Source organism: Halobacillus trueperi (assembly GCF_003386945.1).
In the GTDB taxonomy this organism is placed as follows: Bacteria; Bacillota; Bacilli; order Bacillales; family Halobacillaceae; genus Halobacillus; species Halobacillus aidingensis.
Genome location: NZ_QUAE01000001.1, coordinates 325,743 through 345,177, shown reverse-complemented (window position 1 = coordinate 345,177; position 19,435 = coordinate 325,743). Strand labels below are relative to the sequence as shown.

Genomic DNA, 19,435 nt, shown 5'->3' with positions numbered 1-19,435 from the left:
AAGCCTCCTTCAGCCATCAAGGAAATGGATGCGGATATGGGTTAAGATCCTCTGGAGTGAGGTTTCGATCGGTATAACCAAGCTTTTTCGGCACCTCGAAAACTCTGTTCAACCCCTCAAGACGCCTGAGGTGATGTCCGAAAGTCATCGGCAGCATGCCCGGGATTAAAACTTTGACGCAGTGCAGTCCATTCCTTTCTAATTCGGAAGTCGTCTGGTCGACAACGATGACATCCAGATTCAAATTTCGCAAAACTCCCAGGATTTCCTTTAAATCTTCGGTCAGATCAGGATGAGTCCGCTTCCGATGGAAAGCTTCTTCAAACGTTTGGAGAGTGCGGTCCTGATGCAGCAAAAATCCGAGACGTTCTTCTGCTTCAGGAAGTCCATACACCATCCCGTGATCATCCATTTTCTTCACAAGGAAAGAATCGTAAAGCATTTTCCTATACGTCTCTTTATTCTTTTTGAATTCTTTATTTAAAGGCTCGATCATGCCGACACTTTCAAATACGGCACTTTTCACAGCTTTGACAGGATCCAGATGGGCCCCGGCGGCACAGATCAAGTTCAAATTCCCCGAATCCGCCTTTCTGTTTTTGATGATGGTCAGAATACAAGGGATGCCGTGTTCCATCGTCGCGTTATATAAATAAAGGTCGTAGCCGGCGACCTCTCTCATCCGGTCGATCATCAAATGCAGTTCCTGATCTCCAGATGAGTAGGGATCTATGCGCGGAAGAGGAAGTTCTGCATACCAGGACATGAGAAAAGAATCGCGCTCCAGGACTTCCATGATTCCATGGAAAACGGCTTCTTCCCTGCTTCCTCCGATGGCACATCCGTTGGAGGTTTCAAAAATGTACCCGCCCCCGCAGCCCATGCTGTAGTACGCAAGCCTTTCCGGCACTAAGATCGACGTGTTTTGTAATAATGAATATCCCCATACCCAGTTCATTTTTTTATCCGGATGATATGGGGTGAAAGGAAAATCTTTTTTAGCATATTGTTCATCAGAGTGGACGCCGACATCCAGAGGGTTAAGCGCTGAGCGTAGGTTGCTGTAACTGTCATATACACGCGTTCTTTTCCCTTTCGGATCCATTCCACAGAAGCGTTCCAAACCTTCCAGGATGGCGGTCCTTTCACTGGCAGCATAGGAATTCGTCCTCCCTGCCGATCCTTCATTACCGTTCATGAGCGGAAGATTCACGATCACATCAGCGAACGGTGTTTCAAAATCGATCATTTTATGATTGAGAATTCCTGTACGCGGGTCGAGGTAATCCTTGGTCAAAAAGGTGCTCAAATCCTCCATCGACCTTGTTCGGTAACTGCCTTCCGTGATTTTCATACTCGGCTTCATGGGGACCCCAGCAAGGTAAGGGGAATCCTCTACGGCTCTGCCGCAATACGGACATTGGGAATCTGGTAAAAAGAAATGACGCGAGCTTTCCAATGTCTTCATGTTGACCAGATGGACGGCCTGTTCTGTTAAGAAGCGTTTCCCTTCGCTCCAACGCTGGACCTCATTTTTGATAAAACAAGTCATCTGCAGGATCCCGTTCAGTGAAACCCATTCATCCTGTCTTGCCCGTGTATCCTCCACAAGTGTCTGTTGAATGTTCCAGAGGTCTTCGCGATCGCTCGCTGTCATGACTCTTCTCAAATCCGCACACTGCGAACATCCCTCATTCCCCGGGCGTACCAACGGCCCGATGACTCCTTCACCAAAAACAACAAAGCCTCTCAGCCAATCGATGCCATATTCCCTAGCGATTCTTTCTCCCATGAGAGAGGTCCCCGGATTCCAGCCGTCCTCTAATACAACAAGCAAATCCGTGTTATCCGGAACTTTTTTTTCAAAACTTGGGATACAGGCCACTTCATAATCCGCCTTCAGTTCCTTGACAACGCAATCAAGCAGAACGCCTTCGCCTACCGCCGTAATCAAAGCGCTCATTGGCTATCCTCCTTATCCACCCATACCCCGTAAAACTCGATCATCCCATTCCTCCCGAAAGGGTCCATGGAAATTTTGACGAAGGAAGGTTTGTTTCGTCGTTTTTCGAGCTGCGCGACTGCACTACGAAGGAGCTTTTGATTATCTCCCGCTTCCATAGAAGGAAGGTCAAAAACGTCTGGAGATTCATTTTCAAAATAGAGCTGGGAGCAAGAAAGGAAAGAATAAGCAGAGGGAAGGCCATTATTCTGCTGCTCCATGACGAGAAGGAATAACGCCTCGCGGACAGCCATCGACTGATCCAGCGCGACCGTCCCCCGCCATTTGCTGTTGAGCGTTTTCACCCACACCACAGGAAATCCGAAACCATCTTCTGAAATGGCAAGTTCCGGTTCCTTATCCATCGTCTTGAGAACCTGCCAATAATAGCGGCAATGCTCATCTTCGATCTTGTTTAACGTAATCTTTCTTGCTTTTTTGACTTTGTGATGGTCCTGGATCATCCATACGTTTTCAACCGCTTTTTGCAAAGCCCTGAGGCAGGCTTCTGTTCGATTTTCTCCGGCACCGACGTGGAAGGCACTTTCAGAAACCGTTTGCGGTGCCTCTGCATGAAAATCAAAACTTTGTAGGATTTCCCTTTTCAGGGGCTTCACATACGCTTCCACCCCCATGAGAGCTGCTTCCCGCCTTGCCTCTTCATGGGTTCTCCCACCGGCAATGATCTCTGGATTCAACTGCTGTGTCCGGACATGGACCACTTGAACGGCACATTGGGAAAGAGGGAGCTGTTCCAGGTCCTTTTCTTCCCAATGATGAAAGATTCCTAAAGGGCTCGCCGTTAACTCACTAAAATAGTACAGCCATTCGTTCTGGTCTTTCTTTTGAGTCGATCCTTCCGCTCCAGGCTTCATTTTATCCGTTGAAATACTCTTTGTAGCGAGTGGATGCGGTTTAAAAGGTTGCCACCTTCCCTCAAGGGTTTCCAAGTTCAGCAGATAGACGTGGTTGGTCTGATGAGCCTCCTGGATTCCTGTCATTTTCTTGAACAGTTCAAATACCAGGATTGTGGAAAGCATGGATTGAGCAGGACTCGAAGCATTCAGGGACGGGGATCCGCTTTTCATATGATGGGGCAGGCTCCGCCAGGCCGATTCCCAAGCTTTGCCTGAAGCTTCATCTATATAGGGCCCTGTTATTCCATAATCTCCTAGAATCATAGCTGGAATGAAGCCTTTCTTCTTTTCCAGACATTGGTTCATGATGCTCTGAAGCTCTTCCACCTTCCCTTCTTGAGATACGTAGAGAACCGCATCATAAGGATCGATCTCCTCAGCCCAGGAAAAGGACTCCTTTTCAACAAAGATGTTCACCGATACGGCAGGGTCAATTTTTCTGGCTGCTGTTTCTAATTCCGATAACCGGTGTACGTTTGTCTTCTTTGGATCTGTGAGAAAGACAGAAACGTCCGCCAACCCAGATTGAAGCATAGCGGAAACCAGCCCGGTCACCATCGTCCCCTCACCGATGGCTAACACTTTTTTCTGACGAAACTGCTGAAAATGGTAAGCAGGGGAGGCAACGAAACTTTCTAAGTATTCGATTTGAGAAGCGAATGCTCCTACCACCTGCTCTTTCAAGTCGTGAGTCCGTTCCTGACTGACATCTAAAAGGAACCCATTCTGATAAAGGGTGTCGGTAATTTCATAAAGCCGCTTGCGATAAGGATTCGGTAGGCCGTCTGTCAGACTTTCCATAGAATGACTTCCGTTCAGCATCGGGATGAGTTTTTCAATCCATTGCTGAATCATCGGGCCTTCCATTCGGAAAGAACCCGCATTGTTTCTGAAATAAACACGATCGGTCTCCGGCATAAAAAACGTGCCCTTTTTGACTTTCAAACACATGGAAGGTTGGACCTTTGTCATGACGTTCCTCCTTGCCAACTAAGGTGACTTCCTAACCGATTTTATGTATGCCGACACCGGAGTTATGCGTGGACAACACGGAAGAACCCCTGTCGGAATATCCAACAGGGGTAAGCATTCTCTTTCATTATGTCCGTCCGGGTCGATGGATCAGCGTCCTCCGCAGCGACCCCCACAACGGGCGCAGCCTGCACAACGAGCACAGCCGCCGCATCCCGCACAGCGGGCACAACCGCCACATCCCGCGCAGCGGGCGCAGCCTCCACATCCCGCGCAGCCGAAGCAACTGAAACAACCGAAACATCCTCCAATTCCGAACCCAAGCCCCACACACAGACGTGCGTCATTCGAATAAACTTCCTGCTGCTGACTCGGGACCAACTGTTGAGCCCGATATTCACCGACGTCTAAGTTTTGAATTTGATTTTGAAATTCATTCACTTTGTTTTCCCCTCCATCATTCCATCCTTTGTGCACAGAAAACACAAAGCACTACGTTCACAACAACGTATGAAGAAAGCCTAAAGATTGTTACAGCTCAGGAAAGTGGCCGGTGCCTGCCCCACCCTGTTAAAGTGATAACAGAGTGGCGGCAGAAGGTGATGTAAGATAGTTCAAAATAACATTTATGATCGATCGTAGTAGTGATTGACAACTTCCAATAACCTGCTGCCTTCTTCAGCAGATACTGATTCAGACAATCTTGCGGCAGCAATAATTGGCGCCCACCGGAAAATTTCATCTTTGGAGAGGCCGGTTTTCTTACAATACAGCTCTATGTACATTTCTGCCCATTTTATCGAAACTTGTGAATATAAAAGGTACGTTCTATAAATATCAGCGCGAATATCCCCTGCACTTGCATCCACCCAATCGATGACAGCAGCTTCATTCCCTGATTGAATCAAATTAAAAAAATGAAAGTCCCCATGACAGAGTTTCTTCTCATATGTCATGGCATTCAACTGATCCAATAATTCTTTTTTCAGTCTGAATTCCAAGCGAGGGGCTTCTTTTATTTGACGACTCAGTTTCTCTTGCATAGATTCCAAAGAGTGTGCTTCATGCTCATGAATGTTTTGCTGTAAATCTATAGAAAGATTCATATAATACTCCACTTGTTCCGGGTGTTGGGAGATGAGATGGCCCACCGTTTCGCCCTGAACATATTCCATGATCAGCGCTTGTCTGCCATCTACTTTTGTGACATCAAGAACCTTTGCCACAAAAAGCCCGCAGGAATGAGCATACTTCTGTTTTTGGGCCTCGTTCACAGCTTCCGAATCCGGCAAATACTCTTTGAATATTTTGACAACCTTGTTTTTAAAAAGATACACCTCTGCTGTATTCCCAACTGCAAATGGTGTGCCTAAATCAGTAATATTCATTCATGTACTCCTCTTATCACATTGCGCTCCTCCTAATTCTGCAGCTCCCAATCAAACCACCGTCCATGGCCATCCGTTTCACCGACCCTCTCCGTCTTAAAGCTTCCCTGCACATAGGAATCCACATGAAGCATTCTGTCATGGATATTGTTATAAATATGGAAGACGTCTCTTCCTTGTCCTATTTCATCCACTTTTTGAAGAAGGTCTTCTTTTACATTATCAGGCATTTGGTTGGCTACATGCGTATGATAGATACATAGAGTAGAGTTATGGGGGATATCCTCAGCAACGCTTGGAAGCAGGGCCACTCCATCCCCTTCCATCATTGTGGGTGGGGACGTTCTAAACTGTCGGACGGCCGTTTCAAAGTTCCTTCTACGTTCTTCGTGTTCCGGCCATATGAGGGCTTTCAGCCATTGAACATCCTCTTCTTTTGTTAAATCACTGACATGGAGGTCAACGCCTATTCGTTTTTCCACGGGAGGTGATGATTTCATTACCTCCGGCGACAACGTGCCTCGCCTTACTTTCGAATGGAGCTGGACGAGGGAGGATGGATCCCCGTAAATTTCATGATCTCCATAGGAATAGCTGTATTTGTCCAACAGCAATTGGAGCCCGGCGCTTGTTCCGATCTCTATGAGGGAGAGAGGTTTCTTTGTCTGTTGATGGATGGTGCAGAAAACAGGGTAGAGATAGGCGCACCGGCGGACTTCGTTTGTCTGTACACGCTTCGTTTCAAGGAGGGTGATGATGGCTTCTCTGTTTTCTTTACAAAAGGATTGGAAGAAAGGAAAAGGGTTTTGAGTTAGATCTGGAGATGTCGTGATGCTAGGGTAAAAGGTTCCCAGTTCATGATGATTTCCTTGCAGCAGCAAATAATGAACAGCACCGAAAAGCAGATTGGGGACGGGTTGTGATTCTCTTGTATGCCGGCACAGTTGTAGGATTTTCTCATCTTCAGCAATTTGTAGAGATAACTGTTTATAAAGCTCACTTGAGCCTTCACATTCGTTCCTGGCAAAATCTTTAAATAAGTCCGCGATGGATAATGTTTTCATACCATTTCCTCCTGTTAAGATATTCTTTATCCTGATTATGGAAAATGTTCTCTATTAAACATAACACACCCTTATTTCTTCAAAAATAAATACTTCCTGCAAAATATAAAAAAACCTGGAGGTCGATTCTCCAGGCTTTACGTCTTATCCATATATACTAACTGGTTCTTTTTGTTCCTTTTTCTTCTCCTGCCCGATCAAATCATAGGTAATCAGCGCAGGTCGGTGAGTGCGGGGATCGGTGACAATGGCTGCATCAATGTTGAACACACGTCTCAGTACAGAAGAAGTCATGACCTCATGCGCTGTCCCTTCTTTAATGATTTTTCCGCTATTCAAAGCGACTAAATGATCAGCAAAACGTGCTGCGTGGTTCAAGTCGTGGAGCACCATCACAATCGTGCGGCCTTCTTCTTTGTTCAACTTTTCCAAAAGAGTGAGCACTTCAAGCTGGTGAGCAAGGTCCAGATAGGTCGTCGGTTCATCCAAAAGCAGTAATTCCGTGCCTTGTGCTAAAGCCATCGCGATCCATACCTTTTGACGCTGGCCGCCGGATAAAGCGTCGATCGGACGTTCAGAAAATTGGAGAACTCCTGTTACTTCAAGCGCCCACTGAATAATGTCACGGTCCTCGTCCGTCAATTTCCCGAATCCACGCTGGTGTGGGAAACGCCCGTAAGAAACGAGTTCATAAACCGTCAATCCACTCGGTGCCTGCGGAGTTTGGGGAAGAACCGCCATCTTCTTGGCAATCTGCTTGGTCGATTCTTTATGAATCGCTTTTCCGTCCAAATAGACGACCCCTGACTTTGGCTCAAGCAAGCGCGACATCGTTTTTAGTATCGTCGACTTCCCGCAGCCGTTCGGACCGATGATCGTCGTGATTTCGCCTTCAGGGATATGTAAGTTCAAATCTTCGACAATTTTCACTTCACCATAGGCAATGCCTAAGTCCTGCATGGACATTCTCACCATTGTAGTGCACCTCACCTTTTCTATTTGCATGCGCTTGCATGTTCTATATCCGTTCAGTTTAGATAGTAATAATCATTCTCAATTAATCGTATACGGAAATCATTTTTTCGTCAAGGAAGAACATGCAAAAAAAGAAGCCCTATGGAAAAGGACTTCTTATCGTCTAGCATATAGCTGTTCCCTTCATCAAGACCTTTGTGTTACAGAAAAATATTGGAACCAGAATCGAAATTCATCAAAAAATGCGTGTGGGGATATTTCGATATTATCGAAAAAATCCTCCAACTGCTCCTCCTCCACTTCATCCAGTAACCCTGTCACGTATAAAGGGGTTTGAAAACGGTTGTACATCTCTCCATGTCCGTAGGTTTCAAACACTTCCTGCATTTGTTCTTTAGTCATCCGTGTCCACTCCTTTATTCTAGAGTGGCACGAATACTCCAAATCTATTCTTTTTTACACATTAAATTTCTTTAAGTATATGACATTATTCTTGAAGACTTGATTTCGAGATGTTTGTGTGGATTTAGGGGCTGCGGGAAAAGGTTCGCTTTCCATGGGGCGGGCGCTGAGCCTCCTCAGGCTACGCCTTCCGGGGTCTCAGCTGTCCCGCACACCCCATAGGAGTCTCACCGTTTCCCTCCGCCCCTTTGCCATATGAGGTTCTCGAAATCCCTCTTATGGTACCCTGCCTAATTCTGTGGCAAAGTCCTGCCTAAACCACGTCGATATAGGATTCTTAACCATAAAAGCGCTTGTTACTGGAAGGTAGTTTTGAGAATCTTTTACGGCAAGGGACGGAAGGGAATGGCGAGACTCCTACCTTAAGAGGCGTCTTGATCAGCGGCGGATGGACAGGACTGATCTGGCCGAGATATAGGAAACACGAAAAACGGGGTGATTCGATGTTGACTTATCGTACAGAAGCGAGGGAAGTCTCATTATCCGCTAGGCGCCGGAACCGCATATCGAAGAGGAAAAGAGAGCAGGGTGAAACCCCGCAGAGCTAAGCTCGAGAAGGCTCACCGCGCTTCCGCGGAAAGCGAGCGATTCCCCTCAGCCCCCACCCACTCAACAAAAGTCTCAAAACTAAGTCTTCTAGAATAGGGAGCTTATTTTGTGGAAGAGAGATGCGTTATAATGGTGGGAAAGATATTGGAGGGGAGTTGGTGGAGGTGCCTGTCATTGTTCAGCGGACATTTATTAACGCGTCAATGGAGGTGTGCTTTGATCTCGCGAGAAATGTGGAGGTCCACACACAAACGACCAGCAAGACGCATGAAAAAGCGGTGGCTGGGGTGACGGAAGGTTTGATGGAAGAAGGAGACGAAGTAACGTGGGAAGCGACACACTTCGGTATCCGCCAACGACTGACGGCCCGGATCACAGAAATGGACCGGCCCCATCGTTTTGTTGATGTGATGGTCAAAGGAGCTTTCCAATCGTTCACCCATACCCATGAGTTTTTCAAAAAAGCAGAGGGCACCGTTATGGTGGACACGTTTGCCTATAGATCGCCACTCGGCCCTCTCGGTATGCTCGCCGATCGGCTGTTTCTGGAGAAATATATGAGAAGCTTTATAGAACTTCGCGCCGCTGAAATGAAAAAGATGGCGGAAAAAGAAAAAGACTCAGAGGTAAACTCTGAGCCTAAATGATTATGGAGTAAGAGTCAGGACATCGCCGTCCACTTGATCGGTGGATGTCAGGTGATACTCTCCTTCTACCCAATCTTCCAATTGATCATGGTACCAATCGCTCCTAAAATGACCGGATTGCCCTGGTCCGACGATGTGGTACGCTTCGGTCGGATCATCCATGTCGATGACAAAACGCCACGATGCGCCGTGATTAACAAGACCTTCGCTATTGAAACCGGCGGCGCGTACGGTCACTCGGCTGCCACTGACTGGATGAGGATCACCTGGGTTCAGAAATCGTTGCAGGAATCCGATGCTTGAGAGTGGATGAGTAAATTCGACGGCATGGGCGTCTCCCCATGTCCATTCGGAAGGATCATCTCCATATTCCTCCTTCACCTCATTCAACGTCGCTTGAAAAGCCTCGGATATCACCGATTCCATGCCTCCTGCTTTTTGTATCCATCGGGATTCGTCACCCATCCGCAGCAATTCATCGGTCGTCTGCCCGGAGCCTTTGAAAAACTTTTGAATGTCCGCGGACAAGTCTACATTGTACAGATCATCTTCAATGTTCGCCATCCAGCGATGGAAAATCAACGGCTGTGCGAGCGCACGATCATCCTCCATATTCCAATCCCTCATCAGCGCGATGGTTTCTTTTTCAATAGTGGTGACAGGTTCAACATGATCAAGCAATAGAGGCAGAAACTCTTCCGCCTGGAGGTTTTTCACATCCATCTGCATCGCTTGAAATTGTTCCGGCGTCAGCTCATTTTCTCCTTCGAGCATCTCACGGATGCGTGCGTAACGATAAGGCTGTGCCCAATTGTGGCTGATATGGTAAGGGTAGTCATCTGTTGTGATTTTATTGTTCGCCGTTGCAATGAACCCTTCTTCCGGGTTGACCACTCGCGGCAGCTCATCAAAAGGAACGAACCCCTGCCACTCATCTTCAGACTCCCAGCCCCGCATCGGAAGCAACGCATCATCCGGTTCATTATAAATCGGCACCTGGCCATTCGCCTTGTAAGCAATCGTTCCGTCTTTACTCGCAAAAACGAAATTCTGCGCGGGAACGAGGAATTTTTCCAACCCACTTTCAAACGATTCCCAATCAACGGCGCGGTTCATTTCAAGCACCGCTTCCAGTTCGGTCGTCGCATCAAGGGCGGTCCATCGTAACGAGAGCAGCGTATCTTTTCCAGACTCCCCTGCATAGTCACTGATCACAGGCCCGTGACGGGTCTCCACGACCTCCAGTTCAACTGAATCCCCGTCTTTCACGTCAATCGTTTCTGTGAACACATCTGCTTCTTCCCATTCGTCTTCATATAAAAATTCGTGTGGATTCTCGGGATTCCTTTTTTCTAAGTATAACTGCTGCACATCAGGCCCGACGTTCGTCACACCCCAGGCGATGTTGTCGTTATGTCCGAGGATGATGCCGGGAATGCCTGCGAAGATTACCCCGGAAACGTTGTAACCAGGTGCTTCCAAATGCATCTGATACCAGATGGATGGGGTCGCCATGCCTAAATGCGGGTCATCAGCGAGCATCGGAAATCCGGATGCCGTACGATCTCCGCTCACGACCCAGTTGTTGCTGCCATTGAATTCATTCGGAATGATCACATCGGCAAAGCTTTTTTCAATATCAACCGCGTCTGCTTCAGCAAGGACTGTCGGGGCATCTTCCGGATACGCCGGGAAAAGTTCATACGCTTCCTCTTCAGAAAAATTCTGCAAGAGATAATAGTTGAACGCCTGTCGCTCCCAGTGGCCGCCAAGGTCAAACGCCATATATTTTCCGATCGTCAACGAATCAAGCGGTGTCCAAGGCTCCGGGTCGATGTTCATCATCGCAAACTCCGGAGGCAGCGATTCGTTATTTATGAACGCATTGACCCCTTCCGCAAATGCCTCAAGCCGTTCGGTGGCTTCGTCTGAATAAACCGCCAGCGATTTTTCTGCGGCCCGTCTCAGCCCGAGCGTCCGGAAATAACGGTCCTGATCGACCGTCGCCTCCCCGACCACTTCACTCAACCGCCCTGATGCCTGCCTGCGCGCAAGCTCCATTTGAAAAAGCCGGTCCTGCGCCTGCACATACCCTTGAGCGCGAAAGACATCGAGTTCGTTTTCCGCCTGAATATGAGGCACACCCTGATCGTCCCTTGTCACGGTCACGGAGGCTTGTAGTCCACTGAGTGAAACTTCCCCGGAGGTCTCAGGCAGGCTCCTTAAGGTGTAAGCGTTTACAAAAATAACAGCACTAACGACCAACAAAGCGATGATTCCGAGCGTCAGCCAGGTCACCTTTTTCCAACGTGGGCTCTTCTTTTTTTGTGGATCGATCTGTCTAGCTGTCTCCATTCCCCCACCCCCAAAACTTTTCTTCATTATATCTCATTTTCGAGAAAATAGATTAAAAAATTTTCGAAACGGGTATGGAACGAATGTGCTTGACTTTGGAGGTGTAAAAATGGAAAAAATCAAAATTAGTGATACATCCATGGAAGCGAGCCGCATCGGCCTTGGCACATGGGCGATTGGCGGTTGGATGTGGGGAGGCACGGATGAAGAACAATCCGTTAAGACGATCCACTCCGCGCTTGACCAGGGCATCAACTTGATCGATACCGCACCTGCTTATGGGTTCGGACGCTCAGAAGAAATCATCGGAAAAGCCGTCGAACAATATGGGCGACGTGAAGACCTTCTGCTTGCGACGAAAGTAGGCATCGACTGGAACGAAGACTCCGTTTTCCGTAATGCCAGCAAAGAGCGCATCCATAAAGAAGTCGAAGATTCACTGAAACGATTGAAAACCGATTACATCGATATTTACCAGGTCCACTGGCCGGATCCGATCACACCGATCCACGAAACAGCGGAAGCTCTATCTTACTTGTACAAACAAGGAAAAATCCGCGCCATCGGTGTCAGCAACTTTTCACCAGAACAAATGGATATCTTCCGTGAAGCGGCGCCGCTGCACACGTTACAGCCGCCGTACAACCTGTTCGAACGGGACATCGAGTCAAAAACACTCCCTTACGTCCAGGACCATAACATCACGACGATTTCCTATGGCTCGTTATGCCGTGGACTGTTGTCAGGAAAAATGTCCACAAAACGTGAGTTTGAAGGCGACGACTTGAGAAACAATGATCCAAAATTCCAACAGCCACGCTTCAAGCAGTACTTGAACGCTGTAAACGAACTCGAACAGCTTGCTGAAAACCGTTTTGGCAAAAGCGTCCTGCAGCTTGCCATCCGCTGGGTGCTTGATCAGCCGGGCTCCGGCATCGCCCTCATGGGAGGCCGCCGCCCTGATCAGCTCAACCCGATTGACGGTGTCGACAGCTTTACGATTGATGAAGAAACGCGACACGACATTGACGAAATTTTGCTGAAACACGTCAATGATCCCGTGGGACCTGAGTTCATGGCTCCCCCTGATCGTCAGGAATTAGGATTAAAATAAAATTTTGGGCGGACCCTCTCTCGTAGGAGGGTCCGTTTTTACGTTTGAGGACATTGAACCGTAGTTAGAGGACCTTGAGACTGCGTTCGGGAGCGTTAAAGCAGAGTTACTGGACATTGAGCTCCCGATAGAGCACATTAACATGGAGTTAGAGGACATTGAAAGGTTGAACGAGCACAGAAAACTAGAAACCCATAAAAGTTTAGAAACTTTTATTCTCGTCAATCGTATAAAGGAAAGGAACAGAAACTCAGGAGGTACACGTTTATGGATATACTTATTTGGGTGATCATCATCGCCTGCTTCATCGCTAGTTTTGCAAGCGTCATTTTTCCAATCATTCCAGCACCGCTCGTGCTGTGGATCGGATTCCTTGCTTATGCGTTTTTCATCAATGGCAGCGGGCTATCGGTCTTCTTCTGGATCGGAGCGGTCGTTTTAACTATACTGCTCATCGTCTCTGACATCATTGCCAACAGCTACTTCGTGAAAAAGTACGGGGGTAGTAAATGGGGCGAGCGATCTGCAGCGATCGGTGTGATCATTGGATCGTTCATCATCCCGCCCTTCGGAATCATCCTCATTCCGTTCGTGCTTGTCATCATTGTGGAATTAGTGCAGAAACGATCTTCGGAAGAGGCGTTCAAAGCAGCCATCGGATCTCTGTTCGGTTTCCTCAGCGGGACGGTTGCGAAGATCATCATTCAGGCGATTCTCATCATCTGGTTTTTCTTTGATATTTAAACACTAAAAAATCTCAGAGTTTATGGCTCTGAGATTTTTTTTGATCATTTTTTGGATTATTTTACTTCTCTTTGTCCATTCCGATGACCACCTATTAAGATACATGCTCTTCAGCGGAAGGAATCTTCTCCTGGCTCTTTTCCTTAGATAAGAACCAGCCGCCAACAGCGATCAACAATAGAATTGACCAAAATGTTAGTTTCCATGGAGCACTTTTCGCAAAGCCTTCAGAGAGAACCGCGATTTCCGGGTGGGCCATCGTATAGACCGCAAGCTTTACGCCTACCCAGCCGACGATCATGTAAGCCGCTGTTTCCAGGCCCGGCCGGCGATCGAGCAAGCCGACAAAATAACTGGCAGCAAACCGCATGATGACAAGACCGATGATGCCACCAGCGAGAATGACAGCGAAGTGGCCGCCATCCAAACCTCCGACTTGTGGGAGACTCGTCAACGGTAAGGTTACAGCTAAAGCAACGGCAGCCAAAATCGAGTCAACCGCAAAGGCAATATCTGCAAGCTCCACTTTTATGACCGTAGCCCAAAAACCAGACCCCTTTTTGGCTGGGGTTTTGGCTGTTTTCACCTTAGGTTTCAACACGTGTTTTTTCAACAAATGATAAGCGGCAATACCGATAAGATAGAGGGCTCCAATCGCCTGAACCTGCCAGATGTTGACGAGGTAAGAAATGAGAAACAGGGAACCGAAACGGAACAAAAAGGCACCGGCTAACCCGTAAAATAAGGCTTTCTTTCTCTTTTCCTCAGGAAGGTGTTTAACCATAGTTGCGATGACGAGCGCATTATCCGCAGCAAGAATCCCCTCAAGACCGATCAAAATCAACAGCACCCAGCTGTATTCCATAACTAAACCGAAGTCCATTTTCTTTACTCCTTATTTTTTAAGTTTTTTAGTTTACGACGATCTCATCATGATCAAAACTTTTAGCATTGTTTTCATAGACCAGCCTCGTCTGCAGTTTATAAGATTTCCCCTCTGATAATAGAGGAAGGTTTCGCGGCAGTTCATAGCGGAAGGGATACTCATCGTAACCTCCCGCTTCCATTGTCCGTGTCATGAGGACAGTGGTGACCGGCTCTACCAATACAGGCTTCATCCCCCGTTCAACGACGACCAAATCGCATTCGAGACGCTTGATGTTCTGCTTTCTCCAACTTCCAGAGAGTTGAAAGATTCCCGACAGGACATAGGGGTCCTCTCCTTTTGAGTCCAGAACTAGATCCACCTTCGGCTTACCGATCCTTAATCCATTCATCCATTTCGTTAACAATGAAAATCCCTCCTATGAATATAAAAAAACCTTTACCAACAGATGGTAAAGGTTTTTGAGAGTTTTCATCCTATCCCTTTACCATCATGGCAAAGGTCTCGCGAACAACGTGTTACGTTGCCAGGTATGCCGGAGGCCGGATGGGCCACGTAATGACGACATAACTGTAAGCTACTCCCCTTTGGAGTAATATAAGCTCTATTGAGCACAGTCTTTACTCGCTGACTGTAACTCAATCATAATGAGTTTTCTGAAAAATGTCAATTCTTTTTTTAATAGCTTTTAATATGGTTATGAGCTCGCTGGCATAGAGAGTCAGTGGTGGTGAATGCGCCTAATTCTTATCGGTGGGTTTCCACCTTTTATCAGTAGGTTTCGAGTTTTTATCAGCGACTTCCGGGCTTTTATCGGTGGGTTTCGTAGATTTATCGGTGACTTTATTGAATTTATCAGTAAGTTGGCTCCGAATGAGGAATAGGGAGCTTTTTTGAAAAAGAGGATGAAGCCATGATGGCTTCATCCTCTATGTTTGTTATCTTCCCATGCCCTTCAGAAAATGGAGGAGCATCGTAATGCTGCGGTTGATTTCCGGATCTTTCAAAGCTTTGGCAAGATCAAGGAACGATGTCTTGTCTGTCGTCCCTTCTCCTTCCATCGCTTCAAGACCGTGATTCAAACGGGAGCTCAACTCACGGATGCCGCCTACATTGATTTCTCCTAGCAGGAAGACGAGTTCAGGCAGGTTGCGGAGCAAAGGTTCGTATTGGTCCTTATCGATTTCCTTCACAACGTTCGCAAGAGCCTCATCCTTCGCCTTTACAAAAGCGGTCGTAGATTCGAGGGTTCCCCCGTTATCGAGCGCCTTCAGCAACTCGATCCCTTTGAGGATCGAATCTTTGTTGTCAGCAACGGCTTCTTTCACTTCGCGGACATCCTGCTCGACCTGATCTTCCCGGGATACTTCATACCTTTTGATTTTCGTAATGGCTTTGGCCATCATCGTCCCCCCTTGCCTGGGAATATATAATCTTCACGCTTCCATTTTTCCTGTACTTTGACACCTTTTTGCGGAACAGGATTCCCGCGGCGGTGGTTGTTGTGCGGAATCGGTGACTTACCTTTCTTCTTCAACACTTTCATCTTCACCGCGATTTCCTTGTATGCGGGTGTATCCGTATCTTTATCGACACGGTTATCTGTCAAATAGTTGATCGCTGATTTGCCGTTATCATTGAGCGGAAGGAAAAGCTCATTGCCGCGCACGCGGTCAGTAACTGTAACAACGCCTGTCGCTTCGCCGGATTCTGAGATCAGCTTCACTTCGGCACCTTCCTCAATGCCACGTTCTTTCGCAAGCTCATTCGATACTTCAATGAACGCATTCGGCGTTTTACGAGTGATCCCTTCCGATTTGTAGGTCATGTTTCCTTCATGGAAGTGCTCGAGGAGACGACCATTGTTGACATGCAGGTCGTATTCTTCATCCGTATCATACATCAGCTCATACGTCAGTGGGTACAGCTTCGCTTTTTTATCTTCAAAAGGAAACCCTTCCGTGAACAAGAGCGGTTGATCGGATCCGTCTTCTGCGACCGGCCATTGCAGGGACTTGTAACCTTCAAGACGATCGTAATGGACACCCGCAAACAACGGAGCAAGGCCTGCCGCTTCGTGCATGATTTCAGATGGGTGCTGGTAGTTCCAGTCACGGCCGAGTTCTTTTGCGATCAATTGAATAATCTGCCAGTCCGGCTTCGTTCCTTCGAGCGGCTCGAAACTCTGGTACAAACGCTGAATGCGGCGTTCAGTATTCGTAAATGTCCCTTCTTTTTCAAGACTAGGAGATGCCGGCAGCACAACATCCGCGTATTCAGCGGTTTTTGTTAAGAAAAGATCCTGTACGATGAACAAGTCTAACTTTTCAAAAGCTGCCGTTACGTAATTAATGTTGGAATCGACAACACCTGTGTCCTCACCCATGACGTACATCATGGAAAGCTCATCATTATGGATCGCCTCGATCATTTCGTGGTTATCCATACCCGGCTCTTTCGGAATCGTCGCATCCCACGCTTTTTCATAACGGGCGCGGACCTCATCATCTGAAGTCGCTTCATAACCAGGGAAGAAGTTCGGCATGCTTCCGAAATCACTGCATCCCTGCACGTTATTATGGCCGCGGAGTGGATAAGCCCCTGTTCCCGGCTTGCCGTAGTTTCCTGTAATGAGCAGTAGGTTACTGATCGCTGTACTCGTATCACTTCCGAGCATATGCTGGGTGACACCCATCGCCCAGCATATGGCGACAGATTCCGAATGGGCGATTTCTTTCGCGACATCCTTTAATTCCTGTTCAGGGATGCCGGTCAACTCAGAGGCATAGGCCATCGTGAACGGCTCCAAGCTTTCGCGGTATGCGTCAAAATCATTGACCCATTCCTCAAGGAAGCTCCTATCCTCCCAACCTTGGTCAAGAATGTACTTCGCAACAGCGGAAAGCCAGACGAGATCTGTGCCTGTCTTCGGCTGGTAAAAGCGGTCGGCACGCTTCGCCATTTCGTGCTTTCTCAAGTCAAAGACGAAGAGCTTCTGACCGAACAACTTTTGGGAACGCTTGATTCTCGAAGCTAGAACAGGGTGAGATTCTGCCGTATTCGATCCAATCGTCAACACAAGTTTACTTGCGGCGATATCGTCGATCGATCCGGAGTCTCCCCCATATCCGACTGTACGGAACAATCCTTTCGTCGCTGGTGCCTGACAGTAACGGGAGCAGTTGTCGACGTTGTTCGTCCCGATCACTTGACGGGCAAGCTTCTGCATCACATACGATTCTTCGTTCGTCGCTTTTGATGAAGAAATGAACGCCAGGTGATCGGCTCCTTTTTCTTCCTTGATCTGTGTCATGCGATCCGCGACATGGGCGATCGCTTCGTCCCATTCGACTTCTTCGAAATGATCGCCGCGGCGAATGAGCGGCTTCTGCAGACGTTCTTCGCTATTGACGTAATCCCAGCCGAATTTTCCTTTCACACATGTGGAAATGCCGTTGGCCGGAGATTCTGCACTCGGTTCGACTTTAAGGATTTCTCTTCCCTTCGTCCATACATCGAACGAACAGCCGACGCCACAGTACGTGCAGACCGTTTTCTCCTTTTGGATGACTTCTTCGCGCATCGCCGCTTCCGTATCAGACACAGCGAAAAGCGGGCCGTAACCTGTCTCCACTTTCTTCGTCAAATTGATCATCGACTTCAAAAGGCCGGGCTCGGTGTCCGTCAAGAAGCCGGCATCGCCTTCCATCCCTTTTTCCATCATCGCATTACAAGGGCAGACCGTGGAACACTGGCCGCAGTTGACGCAGGACGATTCGTCGATCGGCACATCATTATCCCAGATGACACGTGGTTCCTTGCGATCCCAATCGATCGTCAGCGTCTCGTTCACCTGGACATCCTGACAGACCTCGACGCAGCGACCGCAGAGGATACACTGATCCGGGTCATAGCGGTAAAAAGAGCCGGAATCGTCTTTTTCATAACTCGTCGGCTGAAACGGACGGGACTGATGTTCCAGTCCAAACTCCGCCATCGTGTTGTGAATCTCGCAGGAGCCGTTGTTGTAATCACAAACCGTACAGTACAATTCGTGTTTTTCCAAAATGCGGTCCAACGACTCCTTCTGTGCTTTATGTACATGAGGAAGTTTCGTTTGGACTTTCATGCCGGCTTTCACACTCGTGCCGCATGCGCGTGTCAGTTCGCCATCGACCTGGACGACACACGTATCACACGTCTGGATCGGACCGAGCGATTCGTTGTAGCAGATTTGCGGCACCTGTTCTTCCGCCTCGTTCATCAGTTGAAGCAAGTTCTGCCCCGGTTCAGCCAAAAATTCTTTTCCATTGATCGTCACTACCGTGTGTTCATTCAATCGTTATTCCTCCTCCACTGGCTGCAGCAATACGCCTCGGATGAGTGTACACATTCATCCGCTCCCCCCGTAAAAATCCGACAGCCGTAATGTTCAAATCATCCGCAAGCTGAAGGGCTAAATCTGTCGGTGCCGATTTGGACAGCAGGACACCAAAACCCATTTTCGATATTTTCAAAAGGACTTCTGAAGAAATCCTGCCTGTAAATAAAATGATCTTCCCTTTTCTGCTTACGTTTTCTTTCAATAAAAAACCATACAATTTGTCCAGCGCGTTATGACGACCGATGTCCGCATACGCTTTCACTATTCCATCTTCTGTGGCTATGGCTGCCTGGTGCACCCCGCCCGTCCGTTGGAATAGGCCCGCCTGGGACTGGAACTCTTCCATCAATCTGTAGCAGACATCAGGATCGAATGTACTTTCATCCATGGCTGTACGGGCTGTCGCCGCATCGCTTTGAAAATAAAACGCCCGGCTTTTCCCGCAGCAGGATCCCAGCCACCTTTTTTGACCGCTTTGTATCTGTGGAAGGCTCTTCACTGTTTCCACATAAGCGAACCCACGGTCTTCATCGATGGTCATCTCTTTGATTTCCTTCACATTCCGTATCAGACCTTCGGATGCGAGGAATCCGATGACCATTTCCTCTTTGTCCATCGGAGTGCAGACCATCGTCGCGAATTCTTCCCCGTTGACGGTCACCGTGAGTGGATACTCGATAGCGACTTCATCTTCTTCAGAGGACCATTCTCTCTCTCGAAATCTATGAATCTGCCACGACCTCGTCCCCAATTTTTTACCCCCTTACCAATCGTTCCCTAACTTATTCCCGTTCTTTCGACAAAACAAACACCTGCCATTGGAAAAGTTGGACAGGTGTCTGGGTGAATATTCTCTTTAATATTTTCTCTTTTCGTGTCCATTTCCCTTATTTGCTGGCGTTTATAATTACAATTAATGGGAAGGTAACAAATAAAATAATCTTATGAAAAGTGGTGATGGCAATGAATGTATTAG

The 19,435-nt window shown here is 47.8% G+C and carries 16 protein-coding genes; 3 read left to right on the top strand and 13 right to left on the bottom strand.

Going from position 1 to position 19,435, the window contains the following annotated elements; all coding sequences use genetic code 11:
* Positions 1 to 16: 16 nt before the first annotated feature.
* The 7 genes from DYE48_RS01785 to DYE48_RS01755 form a co-directional block, all read right to left on the bottom strand.
* Positions 17 to 1,963 (bottom strand): TOMM precursor leader peptide-binding protein, encoded by a 1,947-nt coding sequence (locus DYE48_RS01785; protein WP_115822135.1) that lies wholly within the window; start codon positions 1,961 to 1,963, stop codon positions 17 to 19.
* A complete protein-coding gene (locus DYE48_RS01780) occupies positions 1,960 to 3,891 on the bottom strand; it encodes a bacteriocin maturation protein (protein ID WP_115822134.1) in 1,932 nt (643 codons plus the stop codon). The genes DYE48_RS01785 and DYE48_RS01780 overlap by 4 nt, the downstream gene beginning before the upstream one ends.
* 150 nt (positions 3,892 to 4,041) lie before the next feature.
* The gene (locus DYE48_RS01775; RefSeq protein WP_115822133.1) at positions 4,042 to 4,332 is read right to left on the bottom strand and encodes a heterocycloanthracin/sonorensin family bacteriocin; all 291 of its coding nucleotides are present in this window, start codon (positions 4,330 to 4,332) and stop codon (positions 4,042 to 4,044) included.
* 185 nt (positions 4,333 to 4,517) lie between these two features.
* The gene (locus tag DYE48_RS01770) at positions 4,518 to 5,279 is read right to left on the bottom strand and encodes a phosphotransferase family protein (protein ID WP_115822132.1); all 762 of its coding nucleotides are present in this window, start codon (positions 5,277 to 5,279) and stop codon (positions 4,518 to 4,520) included.
* Positions 5,280 to 5,311: 32 nt separating this feature from the next.
* A complete protein-coding gene (locus tag DYE48_RS01765; RefSeq protein ID WP_115822131.1) occupies positions 5,312 to 6,343 on the bottom strand; it encodes a DUF2332 domain-containing protein in 1,032 nt (343 codons plus the stop codon).
* 144 nt (positions 6,344 to 6,487) lie between these two features.
* Positions 6,488 to 7,318 carry an ABC transporter ATP-binding protein gene (locus tag DYE48_RS01760; RefSeq protein ID WP_115822130.1) on the bottom strand — a complete coding sequence of 277 codons (831 nt, stop codon included), beginning with the start codon at positions 7,316 to 7,318 and terminating at the stop codon, positions 6,488 to 6,490.
* Between the two features lie 186 nt (positions 7,319 to 7,504).
* The gene (locus DYE48_RS01755; protein WP_115822129.1) at positions 7,505 to 7,720 is read right to left on the bottom strand and encodes a hypothetical protein; all 216 of its coding nucleotides are present in this window, start codon (positions 7,718 to 7,720) and stop codon (positions 7,505 to 7,507) included.
* Positions 7,721 to 8,493: 773 nt separating this feature from the next.
* Here DYE48_RS01755 and DYE48_RS01750 point away from each other — a divergent pair.
* A complete protein-coding gene (locus tag DYE48_RS01750) occupies positions 8,494 to 8,976 on the top strand; it encodes an SRPBCC family protein (protein ID WP_115822268.1) in 483 nt (160 codons plus the stop codon).
* Here DYE48_RS01750 and DYE48_RS01745 read toward each other — a convergent pair whose 3' ends face one another.
* On the bottom strand, positions 8,977 to 11,331 hold the full coding sequence (locus DYE48_RS01745) for a penicillin acylase family protein (RefSeq protein ID WP_115822128.1): 2,355 nt from the start codon (positions 11,329 to 11,331) through the stop codon (positions 8,977 to 8,979).
* Positions 11,332 to 11,440: 109 nt separating this feature from the next.
* On the opposite strand from DYE48_RS01745, the gene DYE48_RS01740 reads away from it, so the two are divergent.
* The gene (locus tag DYE48_RS01740) at positions 11,441 to 12,445 is read left to right on the top strand and encodes an aldo/keto reductase (protein WP_089651072.1); all 1,005 of its coding nucleotides are present in this window, start codon (positions 11,441 to 11,443) and stop codon (positions 12,443 to 12,445) included.
* A 267-nt stretch (positions 12,446 to 12,712) separates the two neighbouring features.
* Complete coding sequence (locus tag DYE48_RS01735; protein ID WP_115822127.1) at positions 12,713 to 13,189, top strand: DUF456 domain-containing protein; 477 nt, start codon at positions 12,713 to 12,715, stop codon at positions 13,187 to 13,189.
* A gap of 94 nt (positions 13,190 to 13,283) precedes the next feature.
* Here DYE48_RS01735 and DYE48_RS01730 read toward each other — a convergent pair whose 3' ends face one another.
* From DYE48_RS01730 to fdhD, 5 genes are all read right to left on the bottom strand, one after another.
* Positions 13,284 to 14,072, bottom strand: a complete 789-nt coding sequence (locus DYE48_RS01730) for a TerC family protein (RefSeq protein WP_115822126.1) — start codon at positions 14,070 to 14,072, stop codon at positions 13,284 to 13,286.
* Positions 14,073 to 14,100: 28 nt separating this feature from the next.
* Positions 14,101 to 14,481, bottom strand: coding sequence for a sporulation protein (locus DYE48_RS01725; protein WP_115822125.1), 381 nt, complete (start codon positions 14,479 to 14,481; stop codon positions 14,101 to 14,103).
* Positions 14,482 to 15,013: 532 nt separating this feature from the next.
* Positions 15,014 to 15,478: a helical membrane plugin domain-containing protein gene (locus DYE48_RS01720; RefSeq protein ID WP_115822124.1), complete on the bottom strand. Its 465-nt coding sequence runs from the start codon at positions 15,476 to 15,478 to the stop codon at positions 15,014 to 15,016.
* Positions 15,478 to 18,414 carry a formate dehydrogenase subunit alpha gene (gene fdhF, locus DYE48_RS01715; RefSeq protein WP_115822123.1) on the bottom strand — a complete coding sequence of 979 codons (2,937 nt, stop codon included), beginning with the start codon at positions 18,412 to 18,414 and terminating at the stop codon, positions 15,478 to 15,480. The genes DYE48_RS01720 and fdhF overlap by 1 nt, the downstream gene beginning before the upstream one ends.
* The gene (gene fdhD, locus DYE48_RS01710; protein WP_115822122.1) at positions 18,407 to 19,210 is read right to left on the bottom strand and encodes a formate dehydrogenase accessory sulfurtransferase FdhD; all 804 of its coding nucleotides are present in this window, start codon (positions 19,208 to 19,210) and stop codon (positions 18,407 to 18,409) included. The genes fdhF and fdhD overlap by 8 nt, the downstream gene beginning before the upstream one ends.
* Positions 19,211 to 19,435: the final 225 nt, after the last annotated feature.

Excerpts from the sequence above, each read along its gene's own strand:
- DYE48_RS01745 (WP_115822128.1), bottom strand. The coding sequence starts at position 11,331 with ATGGAGACAGCTAGACAGATCGATCCACAAAAAAAGAAGAGCCCACGT.
- DYE48_RS01770 (WP_115822132.1), bottom strand. The coding sequence starts at position 5,279 with ATGAATATTACTGATTTAGGCACACCATTTGCAGTTGGGAATACAGCA.
- DYE48_RS01755 (WP_115822129.1), bottom strand. The coding sequence starts at position 7,720 with ATGACTAAAGAACAAATGCAGGAAGTGTTTGAAACCTACGGACATGGA.
- DYE48_RS01735 (WP_115822127.1), top strand. The coding sequence starts at position 12,713 with ATGGATATACTTATTTGGGTGATCATCATCGCCTGCTTCATCGCTAGT.
- DYE48_RS01730 (WP_115822126.1), bottom strand. The coding sequence starts at position 14,072 with ATGGACTTCGGTTTAGTTATGGAATACAGCTGGGTGCTGTTGATTTTG.
- DYE48_RS01740 (WP_089651072.1), top strand. The coding sequence starts at position 11,441 with ATGGAAAAAATCAAAATTAGTGATACATCCATGGAAGCGAGCCGCATC.
- DYE48_RS01765 (WP_115822131.1), bottom strand. The coding sequence starts at position 6,343 with ATGAAAACATTATCCATCGCGGACTTATTTAAAGATTTTGCCAGGAAC.
- DYE48_RS01780 (WP_115822134.1), bottom strand. The coding sequence starts at position 3,891 with ATGACAAAGGTCCAACCTTCCATGTGTTTGAAAGTCAAAAAGGGCACG.
- DYE48_RS01785 (WP_115822135.1), bottom strand. The coding sequence starts at position 1,963 with ATGAGCGCTTTGATTACGGCGGTAGGCGAAGGCGTTCTGCTTGATTGC.
- DYE48_RS01760 (WP_115822130.1), bottom strand. The coding sequence starts at position 7,318 with ATGGTGAGAATGTCCATGCAGGACTTAGGCATTGCCTATGGTGAAGTG.
- DYE48_RS01720 (WP_115822124.1), bottom strand. The coding sequence starts at position 15,478 with ATGGCCAAAGCCATTACGAAAATCAAAAGGTATGAAGTATCCCGGGAA.